The organism is Streptomyces sp. NBC_01335, assembly GCF_035953295.1.
In the GTDB taxonomy this organism is placed as follows: domain Bacteria; phylum Actinomycetota; class Actinomycetes; order Streptomycetales; family Streptomycetaceae; genus Streptomyces.
Genome location: NZ_CP108370.1, coordinates 2,418,308 through 2,434,835 on the forward strand (window position 1 = coordinate 2,418,308; position 16,528 = coordinate 2,434,835).

The 16,528-nt window shown below is 71.0% G+C and carries 17 protein-coding genes; 9 read left to right on the plus strand and 8 right to left on the minus strand.

The window, feature by feature from the left end:
• Window positions 1–39 precede the first annotated feature (39 nt).
• The 3 genes from OG599_RS10335 to OG599_RS10345 form a co-directional block, all read right to left on the minus strand.
• Window positions 40–858 (minus strand): sirohydrochlorin chelatase, encoded by an 819-nt coding sequence (locus OG599_RS10335; protein ID WP_327175678.1) that lies wholly within the window; start codon window positions 856–858, stop codon window positions 40–42.
• A gap of 220 nt (window positions 859–1,078) precedes the next feature.
• A complete protein-coding gene (locus tag OG599_RS10340) occupies window positions 1,079–2,044 on the minus strand; it encodes an HAD family hydrolase (RefSeq protein ID WP_327175679.1) in 966 nt (321 codons plus the stop codon).
• Window positions 2,045–2,163: 119 nt separating this feature from the next.
• Entirely contained in the window at window positions 2,164–4,509 is a 2,346-nt protein-coding gene (locus OG599_RS10345; RefSeq protein WP_327175680.1) for a GH92 family glycosyl hydrolase, read from the minus strand.
• 261 nt (window positions 4,510–4,770) lie between these two features.
• Between OG599_RS10345 and OG599_RS10350 the strand changes: the two genes are divergently transcribed.
• The 5 genes from OG599_RS10350 to OG599_RS10370 all read left to right on the plus strand — a co-directional run bounded on the left by OG599_RS10350 (window position 4,771) and on the right by OG599_RS10370 (window position 8,641).
• Window positions 4,771–5,187, plus strand: coding sequence for a hypothetical protein (locus OG599_RS10350; protein ID WP_327175681.1), 417 nt, complete (start codon window positions 4,771–4,773; stop codon window positions 5,185–5,187).
• A gap of 176 nt (window positions 5,188–5,363) precedes the next feature.
• Complete coding sequence (locus OG599_RS10355) at window positions 5,364–6,104, plus strand: SanA/YdcF family protein (protein WP_327175682.1); 741 nt, start codon at window positions 5,364–5,366, stop codon at window positions 6,102–6,104.
• A gap of 231 nt (window positions 6,105–6,335) precedes the next feature.
• A complete protein-coding gene (locus OG599_RS10360; RefSeq protein ID WP_327175683.1) occupies window positions 6,336–6,554 on the plus strand; it encodes a hypothetical protein in 219 nt (72 codons plus the stop codon).
• The gene (locus OG599_RS10365) at window positions 6,547–7,776 is read left to right on the plus strand and encodes a hypothetical protein (protein ID WP_327175684.1); all 1,230 of its coding nucleotides are present in this window, start codon (window positions 6,547–6,549) and stop codon (window positions 7,774–7,776) included. Before OG599_RS10360 ends, OG599_RS10365 begins: the two co-directional genes overlap by 8 nt.
• A gap of 94 nt (window positions 7,777–7,870) precedes the next feature.
• Window positions 7,871–8,641 carry a hypothetical protein gene (locus tag OG599_RS10370; protein WP_327175685.1) on the plus strand — a complete coding sequence of 257 codons (771 nt, stop codon included), beginning with the start codon at window positions 7,871–7,873 and terminating at the stop codon, window positions 8,639–8,641.
• Between the two features lie 719 nt (window positions 8,642–9,360).
• On the opposite strand, the gene OG599_RS10375 is transcribed toward OG599_RS10370, so the two are convergent.
• Genes OG599_RS10375 through OG599_RS10385 form a run of 3 tightly spaced genes read right to left on the minus strand, consistent with a single transcriptional unit; the run spans window position 9,361 to window position 10,280 of the window.
• A complete protein-coding gene (locus OG599_RS10375) occupies window positions 9,361–9,654 on the minus strand; it encodes a hypothetical protein (RefSeq protein WP_327175686.1) in 294 nt (97 codons plus the stop codon).
• Between the two features lie 57 nt (window positions 9,655–9,711).
• Window positions 9,712–10,017, minus strand: a complete 306-nt coding sequence (locus OG599_RS10380) for a hypothetical protein (RefSeq protein WP_327175687.1) — start codon at window positions 10,015–10,017, stop codon at window positions 9,712–9,714.
• Window positions 10,014–10,280, minus strand: a complete 267-nt coding sequence (locus tag OG599_RS10385) for a hypothetical protein (RefSeq protein WP_327175688.1) — start codon at window positions 10,278–10,280, stop codon at window positions 10,014–10,016. The genes OG599_RS10380 and OG599_RS10385 overlap by 4 nt, the downstream gene beginning before the upstream one ends.
• A 104-nt stretch (window positions 10,281–10,384) precedes the next feature.
• On the opposite strand from OG599_RS10385, the gene OG599_RS10390 reads away from it, so the two are divergent.
• A complete protein-coding gene (locus OG599_RS10390) occupies window positions 10,385–11,215 on the plus strand; it encodes a helix-turn-helix domain-containing protein (RefSeq protein WP_327175689.1) in 831 nt (276 codons plus the stop codon).
• Complete coding sequence (locus OG599_RS10395; protein WP_327175690.1) at window positions 11,212–11,421, plus strand: DUF397 domain-containing protein; 210 nt, start codon at window positions 11,212–11,214, stop codon at window positions 11,419–11,421. The genes OG599_RS10390 and OG599_RS10395 overlap by 4 nt, the downstream gene beginning before the upstream one ends.
• Before the next feature lie 419 nt (window positions 11,422–11,840).
• Here the strand turns inward: OG599_RS10395 and OG599_RS10400 are convergent, their stop codons facing one another.
• Window positions 11,841–12,437, minus strand: coding sequence for a TetR/AcrR family transcriptional regulator (locus tag OG599_RS10400; protein WP_327175692.1), 597 nt, complete (start codon window positions 12,435–12,437; stop codon window positions 11,841–11,843).
• Between the two features lie 166 nt (window positions 12,438–12,603).
• Here OG599_RS10400 and OG599_RS10405 point away from each other — a divergent pair, with 166 nt between their 5' ends.
• Window positions 12,604–13,524: an NmrA/HSCARG family protein gene (locus OG599_RS10405; protein ID WP_327175693.1), complete on the plus strand. Its 921-nt coding sequence runs from the start codon at window positions 12,604–12,606 to the stop codon at window positions 13,522–13,524.
• 148 nt (window positions 13,525–13,672) lie between these two features.
• Here OG599_RS10405 and OG599_RS10410 read toward each other — a convergent pair whose 3' ends face one another.
• Window positions 13,673–14,392 carry a HEAT repeat domain-containing protein gene (locus tag OG599_RS10410; RefSeq protein ID WP_327175694.1) on the minus strand — a complete coding sequence of 240 codons (720 nt, stop codon included), beginning with the start codon at window positions 14,390–14,392 and terminating at the stop codon, window positions 13,673–13,675.
• A gap of 435 nt (window positions 14,393–14,827) precedes the next feature.
• Here OG599_RS10410 and OG599_RS10415 point away from each other — a divergent pair, with 435 nt between their 5' ends.
• The gene (locus OG599_RS10415; RefSeq protein WP_327175695.1) at window positions 14,828–16,441 is read left to right on the plus strand and encodes an LPXTG cell wall anchor domain-containing protein; all 1,614 of its coding nucleotides are present in this window, start codon (window positions 14,828–14,830) and stop codon (window positions 16,439–16,441) included.
• The last annotated feature ends 87 nt before the right edge of the window (window positions 16,442–16,528 follow it).

The following is a 16,528-nucleotide window of genomic DNA, read 5'->3' on the forward strand; positions in this document are numbered from 1 at the left end:
GGGCGCGGACGGGCGGCGGGCGGACGGTCAGGCGGACGGTCAGGCGATCGCGAGGAGCGGTTCGCCGGCCGGCAGGCCGTCTGCCGCCGCAGCCGCGCCCGCGCGCGCCCGGTCGTAGCGGTGCAGCAGCAGCCGGACCATCGCGGGGTGGGCGCCGAGCGGGGCCGCCGCGATGCCCGGGGCGGCGTCCGCCGCCGCCGTCGCGAAGCGGCCGGGGGCGGTGAAGTACGAGGCGACGGCGATGCGGTGGTACCCCCGGGCGGTGAGCGCGCGGACCGCGTCGGCCACGGTGGGGGTGGCGGCGGAGGCGTACGCGGGCACCACCGGCACCCCGCCCAGCCACTCGCCGAGCAGGCGGGCGGTGCGCCGGGTGTCGGCGGCGGACTCGGGGTCGCGGGACCCCGCGGCGGCCAGGACGACGGCGTCCCCGCGCCCGGCGGGCCCTCCACCGGCGGGCCAGCCCGCTTCGACGAGCCGCCCGTACAGCGCCTCCGCCAGCAGCGGGTGGGGGCCGAGCGGGGCGGCGACGCGGGTACGGACGGCGGGTGCGGCGGCGGCGAGCGCGGGCAGGTCCTGCTTGACGTGGTAGCCCCGGCCCAGCAGCAGCGGCACGAGGACGGCGGAGCCGCCCGCGAGCCCGGCGAGCGTCTGCGGCAGCAGCGGTTCGTTCAGCTCGATGTGGCCGAGGCGCACGTCGAGCCCGGGACGCGTCTCCCGTACCCGGTCGAGGAGTCGCGTCACGGTCCGGAGCGCCTGCGGGTCCCGGCTGCCGTGCGCCACGGCGACCAGGGCCGGGGAGCCGTGCGCCTCTTCGAAGGTGTCGCCCGTGGGGCGGGCGGAGTGCCGGGTGCGCTGCATGGGCCTGCGGGTTCCGTTCCGGAAGGCGACTGGGCGGGGGACGACGGGGCGCCGTGGTGCGGGGTGCGGGGGCGCCGGGATGCCTGGCGCCGGGTGGGGTTCCTCGGGGTGAGGAGCCCGTACCGTCCTGGCACCAGCCTGCCCGGCCGAGGTTGCCGGTCCGTTGCCGCGAGGGGTCCCGGGTGTTTGCGCCGTCCTCACGGGCGCCCGCGGGCCGTTGTCAGCTCCTCGGTACGGGGGTGACACGGGTGGTGGGGACGACCGGGGCGGCCGGGACGTGGGTGACGACCGGGGTGACCGTGAGCTCCTCCCCCGCGCCGAGGTCCCCCGCAGCGAGGTCCGCCGCGCCGAGGTCCGCCGCGCCGAGGTCCCCTGCGCCGAGGGGCCCGTACAGCCGTTCCAGGACGACGCCGACGCCGTCCTCCTCGTGCGAGAGGGTGCGGTACGGGGCGGCGGCGAGGACGGCGGGGTGGGCGTTGGCCATGGCGTAGCCGGCTCCTGCCCAGCGGAGGACGTCCAGGTCGTTGGGCATGTCACCGAAGGCGACGACGTCGGCGGCGGTGAGCCCGCGCTCCGCGCAGAGGAGCGACAGGGTGCCCGCCTTGGTGACTCCCGTGGCGCTGACCTCCAGCAGTCCGCGCCCGCCGGAGTGCGTGTACTGGGCGAGTCCGGGCGCCACCCGCTCGACCGTCGCGAGCAAGGTGTCGGCGTCGGTGCGGTCGGACCAGGCGAGCAGTTTGGCGAGCGGGATACCGGTCTGCCAGAGCGCTTCCCGGGACGCGAGGACCGACTCGAAGGCGGGGTCGCCGGAGAAGCGCAGCAGGAAGGCGGGTTCGAAGTGGATGTGGCCCGCCGCCTCGATGCCGAAGGCGACCTCCGGCAGTTCCGCCGCGAGGAGGTCGGCCACCGACCGGGCGGTGGGCAGGGCCAGCGGCCGGGAGGCGGTGACCGTACGGGTGGCGATGTCGTAGACGACCGCGCCGTTGCTGCACACCGCCGTGCCGGTCAGCCCGGTCGTGTCGGCGAGCTGGTCGAGGTACCGGGGCGGCCGGGCGGTGACCACGACGACCTCGGCGCCGGCGTCCTGCGCGGTCCGCAGCGCGCGCAGATTCCGGTCGGAGAGGCTGCCGTCACGTCGCAGGAGGGTGCCGTCGAGGTCGGTGGCGACCAGTCGTGGTTGCGTCATCGCACGATGCTAAGGGCCGGCCGCGGTGGCTGTTCGCGCAGGGAGACGCACGAGGACCCGCCCCCGGTGAGGGGCGGGTCCTCGCGTCGGTGTGTACCGAGTGATTGCCGGTCAGCGCGTCACTTCAGGGCGGGCGGAGCCGCGTTCACCGAGGTGCCCCACGTGGAGGGCTCCGTGCCGACCTCGTAGGTCAGCTCGCGGGTGTCACGGATGTCGTCCGTGGTCAGGTAGGTCTTGGCGTACGAGCGGCCGTCGGCCTTCGCGGACTGGATGTAGCGCACCGAGTCCGAGGTGCCCGGAGCCTTCACGGTGAGCTTGCCGTTCGGGTAGTAGCGCTTGTCCAGCGTCAGGTCCACCCGCTCGAAGACGGGGGTGGAGAGGCCCCAGGTGTCGGTGCCCGGCTGGACCGGGAAGATCCCGATGGAGGAGAGGACGTTCCAGGCGGACATCGTGCCGAGGTCGTCGTTGCCCGTCATGCCGGTCGGGGCGTCCGTGAAGAGGGTGAGCGCGGCGTGCACCACGTCGGTCGTCTTCCAGGGCTGGCCGGTCGAGAGGTAGGTGTACGGGGCGATCAGGTCGGGCTCGTTCTGCGGGTTGTACTTGTCCGCGTTGTAGTACGCGTACGGGCCGTTGACCCACGTCTCGCGGGCGGTCTTCGCCGGGTCCTGGACCAGCTGGTCGTAGGCGAAGAAGGAGTCGAGGCGGGCGTTGGCGGACTGCGTGCCGCCGATCAGGTCGACCATGCCGGGCAGGTCCTGGGGGACGAGCCACTGGTACTGCCACGAGGTGCCCTCGTGGAAGCCGACGCTCTGCGCCGGGTCGACCGGGCCGGTGAAGGCGCCGGAGGCGTCACGGGCACGGAAGAAGCCGGTCGAACTGTCGAAGATCTTGCGGTAGTTCTGGGCCCGCTCGGTGTAGCGCGCGGCGTCGGCCTTGTGGCCGAGGTCCTTGGCCATCTGGCCGAGCATCGCGTCGGAGAGCGCGTACTCCAGGGTCGCGGAGGCGCCGTGGTCGTAGTCCGAGTCGCCGGGCTTCACGTGCGCGCGGTTCTCGATGTACGGGGCGAAGCCGTTGGCGAGGTACTCCTTGTTGGCCTCGCGGCCCACCGGAGCGGAGTCGGCGGGCGGCACGCCGTCCGCGTTCTTCTTCAGCGCCTTGTAGGCCTTCTCCTCGTACCCCTTGAGGAGGCCCTGCTGGTAGGCGTTGGTGAGGAACGGGGTGACCGGGTCACCGGTCATGATGTTCGTCTCGACGGTGCCGTAGCCCCACTTGGGGAGCCAGCCGCTCTCTTCGTCGATCTTGATGACGGAGATCGCCATGTCGCGGGACTCGCTGGGCGCCAGCAGCGACAGCAGCTGGGCCTGGGTGCGGTAGGTGTCCCAGAGCGACCAGTTCTGGTAGTACGTGAAGCCCTTGGCCTGGTGGATCTTCTGGTCCCAGCCGGTGTAGCGGCCGTCCACGTCGCTGCCCACGTTGGGCGCGAGGAACGAGCGGTACAGCGAGGAGTAGAAGGTCCGGCGGACGGTCTCGCTGCCGCCCTGCGCCTTGACGTCGTCGAGGCGGTCCTCCCACGCGGCCTGCGCGGCCTTGGCGACGTGGTCGTAACTACGGCCGCCCTCGGAACGGAGGTTGAGGGCCGCACCCTTGGCGTCCACGTAGGAGATCGCGGTCGTCGCCTCGACGGTGCGGTCCTTGGTGGTGTCGAACCGCAGGAAGGCGCCGTTGCGCTCACCGGCTGCGGTGGAGGACGTGGAGCCCTCGGTGACGACGTCGCCCTTCCACGTACCCGAGACCTTGAACGGCCGGTCGAAGCGGGTGATCGTGTACACCGTGTACGGCTTGGTGTCCTGGCAGAAGCCGCTGCCGGTGATGGCGGTGCGCACGGTGCGGTTGTCGAGGATCTCGACCTTGGTGCTCACCGTCTTGTGCAGCGACTGGCCCGCGTTGATGAGGACGTTGGCCTTGTCGGTGGCCGGGAAGGTGTAACGCTGCACACCGGTACGGGCGGTGGCACTCAGCTCCGCCTTGATGCCGGATTTCAGGCCGACTTCGTACGTGCCGGGAGCGGCCTTCTCGTCGTCGTGGCTGAACTCGGCCGCGTAGACGGCGTTGTCCGTCGAGGTGATGTCGCCGGTCGTCGGGAGCACCGGGAGGTCACCGCCGAGGCCGCAGCCCACACCGGAGATGTGCACGGTGGAGAAGCCCCGGATGTGGTTCTGGGTGTAGTCGTATCCGGTGTTGTGACCGGTGTCGGGCGAGAACTGCACCATGCCGAACGGCACGGCCGCACCGGGGTAGGTGTTGCCCTCGTTCTCGGACCCGATGAACGGGTTGACGAGATCGGTGAGCCTGTCCTGACCGTGCCGGCCGGAGTCGGCCGCGGCCGGCGCGGCGACGGCTCCGCCGAGGAGCGCGGCCGTGGCGGCCGCCGTCCCCGCGCCACGCATCCAGTGGGTCCATCTCATGGAAAGAACGCCTCTTCCAACGTAGACAACGTTGTCATACCGCAGTGCGTGATCATTCTTGGCCCGTCTTCGTGTACTCGTCAAGGGTCGCGACGCGGCGAACTCCCCGCGCGACGGACCGAAGAGCTCGCGGCCACGGATCCACAGCCACGGTTGCGACGGCATCCGAGACCCCTGCCCCACGCAGATGCTCGAACCCCTCACCGAATACAGCCAGTTGGGGTATCGCCCACCCCTCGGAGCGCCCCGTAGGCTTCGCCCATGACTGATCGGTGGTACGTCCTCATCGAGGAGGACACCCGCGAGACACGGCGGGCCGACGGCATCGAACTGAGGCTGCACCACTGGACGTTGACCGCCAGCCACCCCGTGAACGGTACGGAGGCGGAGGCGTGCGCCGTCGCCGAGGACGCGGCACTGCACTACGTGCCGGGCATCCTGGCCCGCCACGCCCGGCCCGGGGACACCCCGGGCCGCAGCGCCTTCCTCGCAGGCGACGGCTCCTGGCTGGTCCACGTCCGCCAGAACCACCGCGCGTGCCACTTCCGCGTGACCACCGCCCGTCTCGTACACACGCGGGAGGAGGGGCAGGCCCCGCCGAAGTCCCTGAAGGAGAAGGTCCGCCACGCCCTGGACGGCCCCGAGCCGCTGCCGGCGCCGTGGGTGCCCAAGGGGTGAGGGCCGCAGGCGGCCTCGACCGTCCGGCGGCGGTACTCAAGGACGCGCCGGGCAGGCCGGCCCATGGGGCAGGACAAGGATCTCCCCTGGCGCAGAACCCACGAGCGCGCCCGTTCGTCCCCTTGTGAGGGGGAGGGCCGCACGAGCGCCGTGCGCCGCTCATCGAGGGGAGTTCCATGCGACGACCGAGACTGCCGAGAGCCCTGGTACCGCCGAGGCTGCGGCGGGCCCTGCGTCCGCGCGCGTGGGCCGCACGGCTCCCGCGCACCCGGCGCGGTCAACGGCGGGCGGTGCAGGGGCTGATGGTGGCCTGCGTGGTGGCGCTGGCGCCGATGACGTGGATGTACACCTCGGCCGAGGCGCACATACGGACCACGGCCGACGCGCCGGCCGAGGGTGTGGCCGTGGTGTTCGGGGCCGGGCTGTGGGACGGGAAGCCGACCCCGTACCTCGCTCACCGGCTGGACGCCGCAGCCGAGTTGTACCGGACCGGCAAGGTGAAGGTCCTCCTGGTGACCGGCGACAACAGCCGTACGGAGTACGACGAGCCGGACGCGATGCGGACCTACCTCACCGCGCACGGGGTGCCGGCCGCCCGGATCGTCCGCGACTACGCGGGCTTCGACTCGTGGGACTCCTGCGTGCGGGCGAAGAAGATCTTCGGGGTGGACCGCGCGCTCCTGGTGAGCCAGGGGTTCCACATCCGGCGGGCGGTCGCGCTCTGCCGGGCCGCCGGGATCGACGCGTACGGGGTCGGCGTCGACGAACCGCATGACGCCACCTGGTACTACGGCGGTACGCGGGAGGTCTTCGCGGCGGGCAAGGCGGCCCTGGACGCCGTCTTCCGGCCCGACCCGCACTTCCTGGGGCGCAAGGAGACCGGCGTCGCGGACGCCCTTTCGGCGGCGCGGGGGTGAGGGGTGAGGGGGTGAGGCCAGGGCCGCCGTCCGCGTCCGCCACGGGAGCGACTCCCCGGCGCCGACTGGCACGCCATGTGCGCCACGGGACCGACTCCCCGAGACCAGCCCAAGAGCGGCCCACAACAGCAGAGTTGGCACGACCGGAATGACCATAGTGCGGACGCGGAACACTAAGCGACGCTATGTTGCGTGGACGTAGGCACTTGCAGCGACGAAAGGTCTCCCGCCATGCCTCGCATCGACCTCGCCCAACTCACCGTCACCGCGAGCCAGAACATCCAGACGGCGGGCAAAGTCCGCCGTGACCCGGCCGTCGTCAAAGCGGCCAAGCAGTTCCTGGAGGACGGCACCCGGGCCGCGCTCTCCGGTGGTGTGCTGGCGCGTGAGCTTCAGTCCTCCTGGCGTCGCCACCGCCCGACGACCAAGGGAGGGGGAGCCGGTGAATGAGTTCAGCGCCGAGGCGATGGGCCTGGTGATCCGGGAGCACCGCCAGGCCCAGGAGCCACCGATGACACAGGAAGACCTGGGCGAGCGGGCCGAGTACGGGAAGGGCGGAGCGGTCTCGATCTCCCGGATCGAGCACGGGCTCATCAGCCCCCGGGAGCACCGCCTGGCCGCCCTCGCCCTCGCCCTCCGGCTGACACCCGAGCAGCTCACCCAGGAGGCGGAGGACCGAACCAGGTCTCTCGCTCTTGAGCGGGGCCAACGACCGGTGAAGCTGCGCGACCAGGTCGCGGAGACGAGGGGACGCCACACCGAGATCAACGAGAAGGTGGCCCAGCGGACGAAGATCACCCAGGAACACGCTGAAGCCTTCAACCGCGCCCACGATGTCGTCCGCGACACGTTCTTCATGAGGTTCGTGGAGCTGGCCGGGACCATCAGCGGGGCGCCCGAGCCGGAACGGCCGAGCGAGGCGGAGAGCGGCAGCACGGGTGCGGTCCCTGCCGCGATCCGTATCGAGGCCATGTCCGCCGGGATCGCCAGCGTGATTCGCGACTCCGCCGGAGGCGCCGCCGGGGGTGCGCTCGGGGCGGCGGCCGGAGGCGCCGCGGCCTACAGCGCGTTCACCGCCGCCGCGATGTTCGGGACCGCCTCCACCGGAGCGGCCATCTCGGGGTTGTCCGGGGTCGCTGCGACCAACGCGACGCTGGCCCTCCTGGGAGGAGGCACGCTGGCGGCGGGCGGTGCGGGCATGGCCGGCGGGATTCTCCTGCTCACAGGCGTGGTCGCCGCTCCGGCGGCAGCGCTGGCGGCGGCCGGGTTCTACGTCTTGAGAAAGCGGCGGAACAAGAGGGAGGAGGAACGTCTGCGCATCGGGGTCGAGGCCGCGGAGGAGGCTCTGGCTCAGTCGCAGCAAGGCTTCGACGTCATGGTCGACGTGCTGTCGCGCGCCACGGCCATCATGGAGTACGTGGAAGTGCACGGCACGCATGCCCTTGAGAAGTGGCGGGCGGGCCTTCCGGCGGAGCCCCGGGACTGGGAATCCCTCGGACGCGACGGGCAGGAACGGTACAAGGAGTTCCTCACCGTGGCCGGGAGCTTCCTCTCCGCCAGCATCATCAACGTCCCCGCTCTCCTCGCGGCCGACGCCGACGTGAGTGAGATGGACCGGGCGATCGACGACACGCTGCGGTGCGCGGACCGAACCATCAAGTCGCTCGTCTGAGTACCGCCGTCGCCGCCGGACGAAGACGCCGGTGCGCGTGGCGCGGGGCAGTCGGCCAGGCATGCGGGTCCCGGCCCCGGGGCATCACCGCATCGTGAAGTCGACGGGGTACAGGCGGAACGGGAACCGCGGGCGGCTGCCCGTCTGGTTACGCGGACTGGTCGTCCTGGCGTCCGGGTGGGGGGTCTTCCTCTGCGGCCAGCAGATCACCGACGGGTACGCGGCGACCATGGACTACCGCGACGCGCCGGTCTGCGCGACCGGCAGCGGGGACGGGAGCTCGGGCGGGGGAACAGCCGGGAGCCCGGCCGGGAGCGCGAACGGGGACGTCGGGGAGGCGTGCGTGCGGCGGGAGGCGGGCACGGTGCTCGACCGCCGTACGGGCGAGCAGTGCACGTACGACGGTACGAGCGGGGACGGCGGGGGCGGTACCACGACCTGCACGACGTACTACGACGTCAAGGTCGAACGACCCGACCACACCGACTGGTTGGCGGTGGACTCGGGAGCGTACGACAAGGTCGGGACGGGCGACCCCGCCGAAGTCCGGTTGTGGCGGAGCGAGGTGGTGGGACTGAAGGTGCTCGGTCACACCTACTCCTACCCGCCGTCCTCGCAGAGCGGCGTCCTGTGGCAGCTGGCAGTGGGCTGTCTGGCCCTGGCGGTGGGCGCGTGGGCGGTGCTCAGCGGACGCCTCGCCGAACTCTTCGCCTTCCACAGCTTCGGCCTGCTCTTCGTGGCCTTCGGGACCGCATGGATCGGCTCCCTGGCACTGTTCGGCGGACACCCGCTGACCTGGGCGTTCGCGAGCTCATGGACGGGGTTCGCGGTCTTCTGGACGGTGAGCGCCCGGCGGATGGGGTGACGGCCCGGGCGGGGGCGGCCCGGCCCGCGTCTCCCCGCCCGCAGGGGCGCAGGGGATGTCCGGCGGATCAGGAGTTGCCCGCCGTAGTCGTGCGGCGTGGGGGGAGGTTATGGTCCGGCCATGGGATCAAGGGGGGAAGGCACACGGAGCGCTCGGACCGCTGTGATCAGGGCTCTGCTGCGGCGTCCATGGCTCCTGGCGAGCTGGCTCCTGCTCGCCGGTTTGGTCGTTGGCGCCCAGAAGGTCGTTCCCCCGCCGTGGTCCGCATGCGCCTATCCCGTCGCCCTGTTCATCGCGCTGACGCTCGTCTCCTCGGCATCCCCGCGAAAGCCTTGAGCGGCGGCTCGGGGCGAGCCGGCGCCCGATCGCTGCCGCAGCGACCGTTCCGTGAACCAGCGAGGACAGTGTGCTTTTACGCGGAATGCTCGCATTGCTCGCGGGCGGCGCTTCCGTCGTGGTGGCCTGTGGCTGGCGCGGCGTGGACCTCTGGGTGTGGGACCGGGCAGACGTGGTCTTCTCGCCGCACAGGTCGCGGTGGGGGACGCCCTGGAAGAGCCTTGAACTCATGAGATTGCAGTTCGGATGCGTGGGAGTGGCGTTGGTGGTCTTCGGACTGGTGACGTTGAGTCGGTAGAGGTGGCGATCCTCCGCATTCGTCCGAGCGTCCGGCAGGGGAATGCAGTGACCGCGCGACCGTCCGCGATCCGCCGGACAGCCCCCTACACCTCCCAGGAGTGACCGGAGGGATGGTCGGCGAACAGGGCGCATGGACCGTGCAGTTCGTCGTGGTGGGTGCACCGGATCAGTAGGACCCGGTACATGCGGCCGCCGGCCGTCCAGCGCACCCACACCCCGCCGCCGAGCCGGTCGTCGTCCCACAGCAGATAGGCGTGCTCGTCGGGGTGCTGTTCCCCGAGTACGCACCGAATGGGCCGCGGTTCGGCGGGAGTTCCGCCCTTGCGGGCCGCGCGCTGCGAGGCAGGCAGCAGGGCGACGGCGGTGCACTGCGACATGGGGCACTTCCTCCGGGGGGAAGCGCACGGGAGCGCTTCCCCTTCGTTCGTCGGTCCTCAGCGGATGGAGGCGGTAGGGGCATCGGCGGAGTCGGTAAGGGCCACCTCCGCCGGGTGGTCGGCCACCTCCGCCGGGTGCTCAGCCACCTCCGCCTGGGGCCCGGCCGCCGGTGCCGGGTGGTCGGCCGCCTGGTGGCGCCTGCGCAGAATCCGCCAGTCGGTCGCGAGGCTCAGGTCACCAACCCGCTCGGCGTCCTCCTCGGCCCAGTCGAATTCCAGGCAGGCGGAACAGCCGTCGGCGTCAGGGCGGTCGGGCGCGTGCCCCGCCTCGTAGGGGCTGATGCGGTCGGGCTCCGTGCTCACAGCACCTCACCCCGACTCCGGGCATTGCAGCGCGCGTTGTCCGCCCGCAGCCGCTCTGCCGGGTTCGCCGGCCGTACGCACCCGGGGGCGGCCTCCCACTCGACCCCACCGCCGACAGGCCGTATGGCCCAGTACGGGCCCGCGACCCCTCGGAACTCCCCGACCCGGTCCTCACGACTGGTGTCCACCATGAGTGCGCCGGGGGCCGGAAGCGGTCCGCCGGGGCCCTGTTCCGCCGAAGTACCGGCGTCGGGCACGGACATGGGCAACTCCTCTCTGTAGCCGTTCTGCTACCAGGAGTCTTCAGAGTGACTTACTCTTAAAACGCCTTCAACCTCCACGAGACTGAACGAAAGATCGATGAAGAGTGGCGAATCGCAAGGAGTTGGACCCTGAGGCAAGCCCACGCGCGGCCTTCGGGGAACGTCTGCGCAGGCTGCGGGAGGAACGCGGGTGGACGCAGGACGAGCTGTCCGCTCGTACGGGATATTCCGCTTCGCATATTTCCGGGGTCGAAACTGGTGCACGAACTCCAACTGCCAAGTTCACCGCAAGTACCGATCGGGCTTTCGGTACGGGCGATGCACTGACGCGGCAAGGGGCGGCCACCCGAAACAGCGCGATTCTCGACGGATTCCCGGAGTTCGTCATCCAGGAGGGGCGAGCTACGGAGATCCGCCTCTTTGAGATGGGCGTCGTCCCAGGCCTGTTCCAAAGCCCGGGGTACGCGGCTGCCATCACAAGCGGTGCGGTACGTCGTGGAGCGATCACCGAGCTTCAGGCCGAGGAGAGACTTGCTCTTCTGACCCGACGCCAACAGTCGCTTGCTCGTACGCCTGCCCCTCAGATCTACGCCGTCCTGGACGAGAGCTGCATCAGGCAGCGCGTGGGCGGGACGACGGTGATGGAGGAACAACTGGATCATCTGGCCGCAATCGCAGCGCTGCCCAACACCGTCATTCAGGTAGCCCCCTTCGAACTGGGCGAACGCCGCTCGTTCTACACGCCGGTCACGCTGATCACCCTGTCCGACAGGTCTTATGTGGCCTACGCGGAGTCCGCCCAATCCGGGCAACTGGAGCGCGATATGCGCTTCGTCGGACCACTCCTCACGGCCTACCATCAACTCGCGGCCGAAGCGCTCTCACAGGCGGCGTCCGTGGCCATGATCAGCCAGGTACGAAAGGGCACCTCGTGACTACCGAATCCCTCCACTGGTTCAAGTCTTCCTACAGCGCCAACGGTGGCCAGTGCGTCGAGGTCGCCACCAACCTCGCCGCCGCCCACGGCGCGGTCCCCGTACGCGACTCCAAGGACACCAGCGGCCCTGTCCTGGGCCTCTCCGCCGCGTCGTTCAGCGCGTTCGTGGCAGGGGTCAAGGCCGGCGAGTTCAGCGCCATCTGAGCAGTCGGCCAACCGGCACCGGACGGGCCCCCGTCGCGCAGGTCGCGGTGGGGGCTTCCGCTGTCCCGGAAGGGTGATGCGGAGCCCCGTACCGGTGGCGGAGGCGGGCGAGACCTGGTCGGCCCTGCCGTCGCCGTTCTGGCAGGCCCCCCGCCGGACGAGGTCATGCACGTACGGATCGCTGGTCCTGCTTCCGACTTCGGTGCGGGTCGCCACGGTCGCCGCCGCAGCCCGCGAACAGAACGGCCGCGCACACCACCACGAGCACGCCACCGGACCGGCCCGCTCTCCTCCCGCGCGTTTCCGCCTCTGCCACGTGCCACTACCCCACCTCACAGAATCCGACCGCACGTGCACAGAGCCCAGGAGCGGCCGAGGACAGGCGCGTGGGGCGCGAAAGCCCTGACGACAGAAGGGCGCTAACAGCCCTCGCTCGGCGTGTCGAGTGACCGCCCCCGCCCTGTCTCCGGTGGGCGCACCCCCTCGATGACGAGCGTCAGGAGGCGTTCGGTCTCGGCGGCGCCGTCGCTGTCAAGTTCGGTGGCCAGCGCGATGGCTCCCACGAGTTTGAGCAGTTGGGTGATGGTGACGTCGGATCGCACGGCGCGCGCATGGTGGGCGCGCGCGAGTAGTTCGCTGCCCGCGTTCAGGATCATCGTGTGGCAGGTGTCCCCGAACGTCGGATCACCAGTGTCGGCGCCGGGCATCAGGGATGCCCCCAGACCTCTGTTGGTGACGGCGTGTGCGCCGACGGCATGGAGCCAGGTGACGAGCGCGGCGCCCGGGTCGGGCTCGGCGGCCAGGTCGTGCGCCTTGGCGCACAGGGCCTCGACCCGGTCTTTGAAGACGGCCTCCAGCAGCGCCTGCCGGGAAGGGAAGTGGCGGTGCAGTGTGGCTGAGCCGACCTGGGCGTGCCGGGCGATCTCCTCCAGGGAGGCCTCGGCGCCGTGCTGGGCAACAGCGGCCCCGGCGGCGGCCAGGATCCGGTCGTAGTTGCGCCGCGCGTCGGCTCGCATGGGCCGCCTGGGCGAGGACGGCGCTGTGGCGTTTCGGGGCACGGAATCTCCTGACGGCTTGCTAACCGGGGTGGCCCTCCATATTGTATCGAGCAATAAACGGGGGGCCACCCCACTTATCGGGAGTCCTCCCCGGCTTCCGCAAAGTCCAGGAGAGACAGTGAAGTTGACGGACAGGACCATCGTGGTGACAGGCGCGACCGGCCTACAGGGCCGGGCGGTGACCAAGCATCTGCTCGACGGTGGGTGGCAGGTGCGGGCGCTCACGCGCAATCCGGAGGGGGCCCCGGCGAAGGCCCTTGCGCGTGCCGGAGCGCGGATCGTACGTGCGGAGATGGAGGAGGTCTCCTCCCTCGTGGACGCCGCCGAGGGCGCCTACGGTCTCTTCAGCGTCCAGCCCACGGTGGGTTCCCCCGGTACGGCACCCGGCTTCTCTGCGGAGGACGAGGTCCGTTGGGGAATGAACGTTGCCGAAGCCGCCCGTATCGCCAACATCGGGCACATCGTTTTCAGTTCGATCGCCGGCGCGGACCGCCACGACAGTGAGACGCTGCCGACCAACCTGGTCAGCAAGTGGCGGATCGAACAGCACCTCGCGAAGCTCGGCCTGCCCGTCACGGTTCTGCGGCCTGTCTCCTTCATGGAGAACTACACCGGTGAATACGCCCACCAAGGCGGCAGCCTGGTCTCCGGCCTCGCCCCGGACGTCGCGCTGCAGATCATGGCCGTGGACGACGTCGGCGTCGTCGCCGAACTCGCGTTCTCACGGCCCCAGGAGTGGATCGGGCGCGCGACGGCCCTGGCCGGCGACGAGCTGACCCCCGTCCAGATTGCCGCTCACATCGCGACGGCCATCAAGCGCCCGCTTCCGTACGCGCAGATTCCGATGGAGACGATCCGGGCTGTCAACGAGGAGTTCGCGTTGGCCCACGAGTGGCTGGGCGAACGCGGCTACCGCGCGGACATCCCCGCCACACGACGGATCCACCCCGCTGCGATGGACTTCCCCACCTGGCTGCAACGTATCGGTGCAGCCCAGATCACGGAGTTCCTGGACGCCCAGGAATCACGGGGGCGTGACGCGTGAGCGGTCGGCGACCCGCCTCGGGCGCATCGCGATCCGGGCGGGGCCGACCGCGTCGGCCTCCGCACCGAGTCGACGGAGTCCCCCTGCTGCGGCGCGGGCATTCCCCGCGGGCCGGCAGGCCCCGCCCCGCGGTCGCCCGGCTGCTTCCTCACCGCTCCGGCAGTCTTGTCGTCCGCGTCCCCGCCTGCCCGAGAAGGTCGCGCAGGACGCCATCGGCCTCGTCGGCAAGCGTAGTGGCGATACGGGACATCTCTTCGCGACGTTGTGCGTCGGCTTGCCCGATCAAGTGCGTGGCCCACAGCCTCCTGTGCTCATCGGGGATCCCGGCCATCTCGTTGAACAGCGCGTACAGCGCGTACCAGCGCACCGAGTCGTTGTCGTCTTCCGCCAGCCGGAGGAGCGCCTCCACGACTCGCTGCTCCGTGAGCTCGGGATCGGCCAAGGCGGGCAGCGCGGCGGCGACCGCGAAACGTACCGGCTGCGCCGGATGACCCTGGTGACCCAGTACCAGGTCAAGAGCCTGATGGGCGGAGTGGTAGCCGAGTGCGGAGATCATCCACCCCAGGACCCCTGGGTCAGGTTCGTCACCGATCTCGGCCAGGACGACACCGATGGTTTCCGAGGTGAACGGCCGACGGCCTTCGGTGCCGTACGGGCCGAGCTCGCGCAGGATCCGCGCTCCCAGCTCCCGTTCCACCGGGTCCTCGCGGCTCAGCAAGGCGGCCGCTCGGTCGAAGACTTCGCGGGTCGGACGGTTGTGCAGGGCGACCAGGAAAGGCACGGAGCGCTCCTCGTCATCCGCGCCGACCTCGGCCAGTGCCCCCGCGAACAACTCGTCCGTCGTTCCGTCGACTCCGCTGAAGCCCACGCCGTTCCCCCGCTCCCACCGCCCGCAGCGGCCCCCGGCCCGCCCCCTTGCAAGGGCTGCCCACATCCTCGCAGAAGCCTCTCGGCCCGCAGCCGGCCGATCCCGACCCGGCCGTCGGCCGACCCCGGCGCCGCCCCTGAGTCGCCCCGGAGTCGCGCCCGGTGACCGTTACGACGACCACGACAAGTACCGCCATCCGGTCGGGGGAGCCTTGGGCGGGTCGTCGAAGTGCCGTCTGCCGAAAGACGCCTGGCACGCACGCTCGCCGCGGCACCGAGCACGGCTCCGAACTGGCAGAGGCTGGTGCTCTTGCACCGTCGCGGCGGAGTTGGTTTCGACGCGTCAGGCGGGCTCCGGCACAACCATTCGTGATCCCCGCTCGTCACACGAGGCAGCCGGTGCACCAACTCCGGCTCATGGGAGGGGAAAATCCAGATGTCATCAGTTCATCGGCGTTCTTGGTCGGCGGCGCTCGCGCTCACGGCCGCCGCCTTGCTCGGGACGGTTCTGGTGGGGGCTCCGGCTCACGCCGAGGACGGGCCCGCGCTGAAGTTCACGGTTGCGCGCTCCGAGGTGGGGCTGCCGCAGCCCGCCGACCGGTCGGACCCGCCGCAGATCAACTGGGGGCTGGACGGGGACGCCGACGGCGGTACCGCCGAGGACGTGGTCGTCACCATCGACGCCTCCGGCATCTCCGCGTTCACGGACCTCGACTCCACCTGTGTGGGCGACATCTGCACGTGGCCCGCACACGACATCGCTCCCGACGGGCACGCCGGCGGCGTCCTGGACATGAACGCCAAGCCGGGCGTCCCGCTCGGGACCACGGGCACGGCGCGGCTCTTCGCGACCTCGTCGAACGCGACCGTCGAGGAGATGACCGTCAAGGTCACCGTCGGCGCGGTGGATCTCGGTATCCAGAGGATTCCGGACACCGGGGACGTCGAGCCCGGCTCGACCCTGAACGCCCCGATCAGGGTGTCCAACTCCGGTTCGCTGGTGGCCGACCAGGTGGACCTCACGCTCGCCACCACCCGTGGCCTGGGCTTCGCCCAGCAGTTCTCCAACTGCACCTACGGGACGACCACGGACATCCCCGCGGAATACGGCCAGTCTTTCGACCTCGCGGTCTGCCACCTCACCACTCCGGTCGAACCGGGCAAGGCCTACCGCCTCTCGTCGCCGGTCGGGATCGCCGTGAAGCCCACGGCGCTCTACGAGTTCGTCGACTACCAGATCGCCGCCGTGGCCACCTCCGTGCCGAAGACGGCTGCCTCCACCGGACCGGTGCTCGAACTCGTCGAGGACGGCACACCGCCGGTCGTGCGGACCGATCACGCCCAGTGGCAGATCGAGGCGGACAACACGGCCGACATCGAGGTCACCGGCTCCACCGCCGAGGTCGCACCGGGCAACCAGGCCGCGCTGACCGCGACGGTACGCAACAACGGACCGGCCGACTTCAACCTCGTGAACTCCGACGCCCAGATCGGCATCCTGGTCGAGATCCCCAAGGGCACCACCGCGGTGACGATCCCGCCGAAGTGCGGCGTGTGGACGGGCGGCGGCATGGGTGAGCCCACGCCCGGCGCCCCGGAGTACATCTGCGCGGTGGAATCGCCTTTCACCGTGGGCGAGACGCTGGAGCTGCCGTTCGCCGTGAAGGTCGGCGCGGACGCTCCGGCCACGACCTCCGGCAAGGTCACCGTCTCCACGGTGTACGGGGGCGATCTGAACGCCGACACCGACAAGGCCAACAACACGGCGTCCCTCGTGGTGAAGACGTCCTCCTCGGCCACCGCCGATCCCACGCCCACCGCCACGGCCCCGGGCACGGACACCCAGAGCGCGGGGGTCCGGAACGTGTCCGCCGGCGGCAAGGCCGGAGCGGGCGCGTCGGGCTCGCCGACCGCCTCGGGGACGTTGGCCTCGACGGGCAGCGGCTCCACGCCGGCGATCGCGGCAGCCGGTGCGCTGATGCTTCTCGCGGGCGGCGCGGTGGCCGTCACGGCCCGCAGGCGCCGGACCCGTCCGGGGAACGCGGCCTGACCCGCTGATCTCCGGGACGGCGCCCCCCAGAGTCCTGAACCCTGGGGCCCCTGGGACCCCGGTTGTCACGCCCGGCGTCGCGGACGA

Coding starts and splice junctions, on each gene's coding strand:
- OG599_RS10335 (WP_327175678.1), bottom strand. CDS start 858: ATGCAGCGCACCCGGCACTCCGCCCGCCCCACGGGCGACACCTTCGAA.
- OG599_RS10340 (WP_327175679.1), bottom strand. CDS start 2,044: ATGACGCAACCACGACTGGTCGCCACCGACCTCGACGGCACCCTCCTG.
- OG599_RS10345 (WP_327175680.1), bottom strand. CDS start 4,509: ATGAGATGGACCCACTGGATGCGTGGCGCGGGGACGGCGGCCGCCACG.
- OG599_RS10350 (WP_327175681.1), top strand. CDS start 4,771: ATGACTGATCGGTGGTACGTCCTCATCGAGGAGGACACCCGCGAGACA.
- OG599_RS10355 (WP_327175682.1), top strand. CDS start 5,364: ATGCGACGACCGAGACTGCCGAGAGCCCTGGTACCGCCGAGGCTGCGG.
- OG599_RS10360 (WP_327175683.1), top strand. CDS start 6,336: ATGCCTCGCATCGACCTCGCCCAACTCACCGTCACCGCGAGCCAGAAC.
- OG599_RS10375 (WP_327175686.1), bottom strand. CDS start 9,654: ATGTCGCAGTGCACCGCCGTCGCCCTGCTGCCTGCCTCGCAGCGCGCG.
- OG599_RS10385 (WP_327175688.1), bottom strand. CDS start 10,280: ATGTCCGTGCCCGACGCCGGTACTTCGGCGGAACAGGGCCCCGGCGGA.
- OG599_RS10400 (WP_327175692.1), bottom strand. CDS start 12,437: ATGCGAGCCGACGCGCGGCGCAACTACGACCGGATCCTGGCCGCCGCC.
- OG599_RS10415 (WP_327175695.1), top strand. CDS start 14,828: ATGTCATCAGTTCATCGGCGTTCTTGGTCGGCGGCGCTCGCGCTCACG.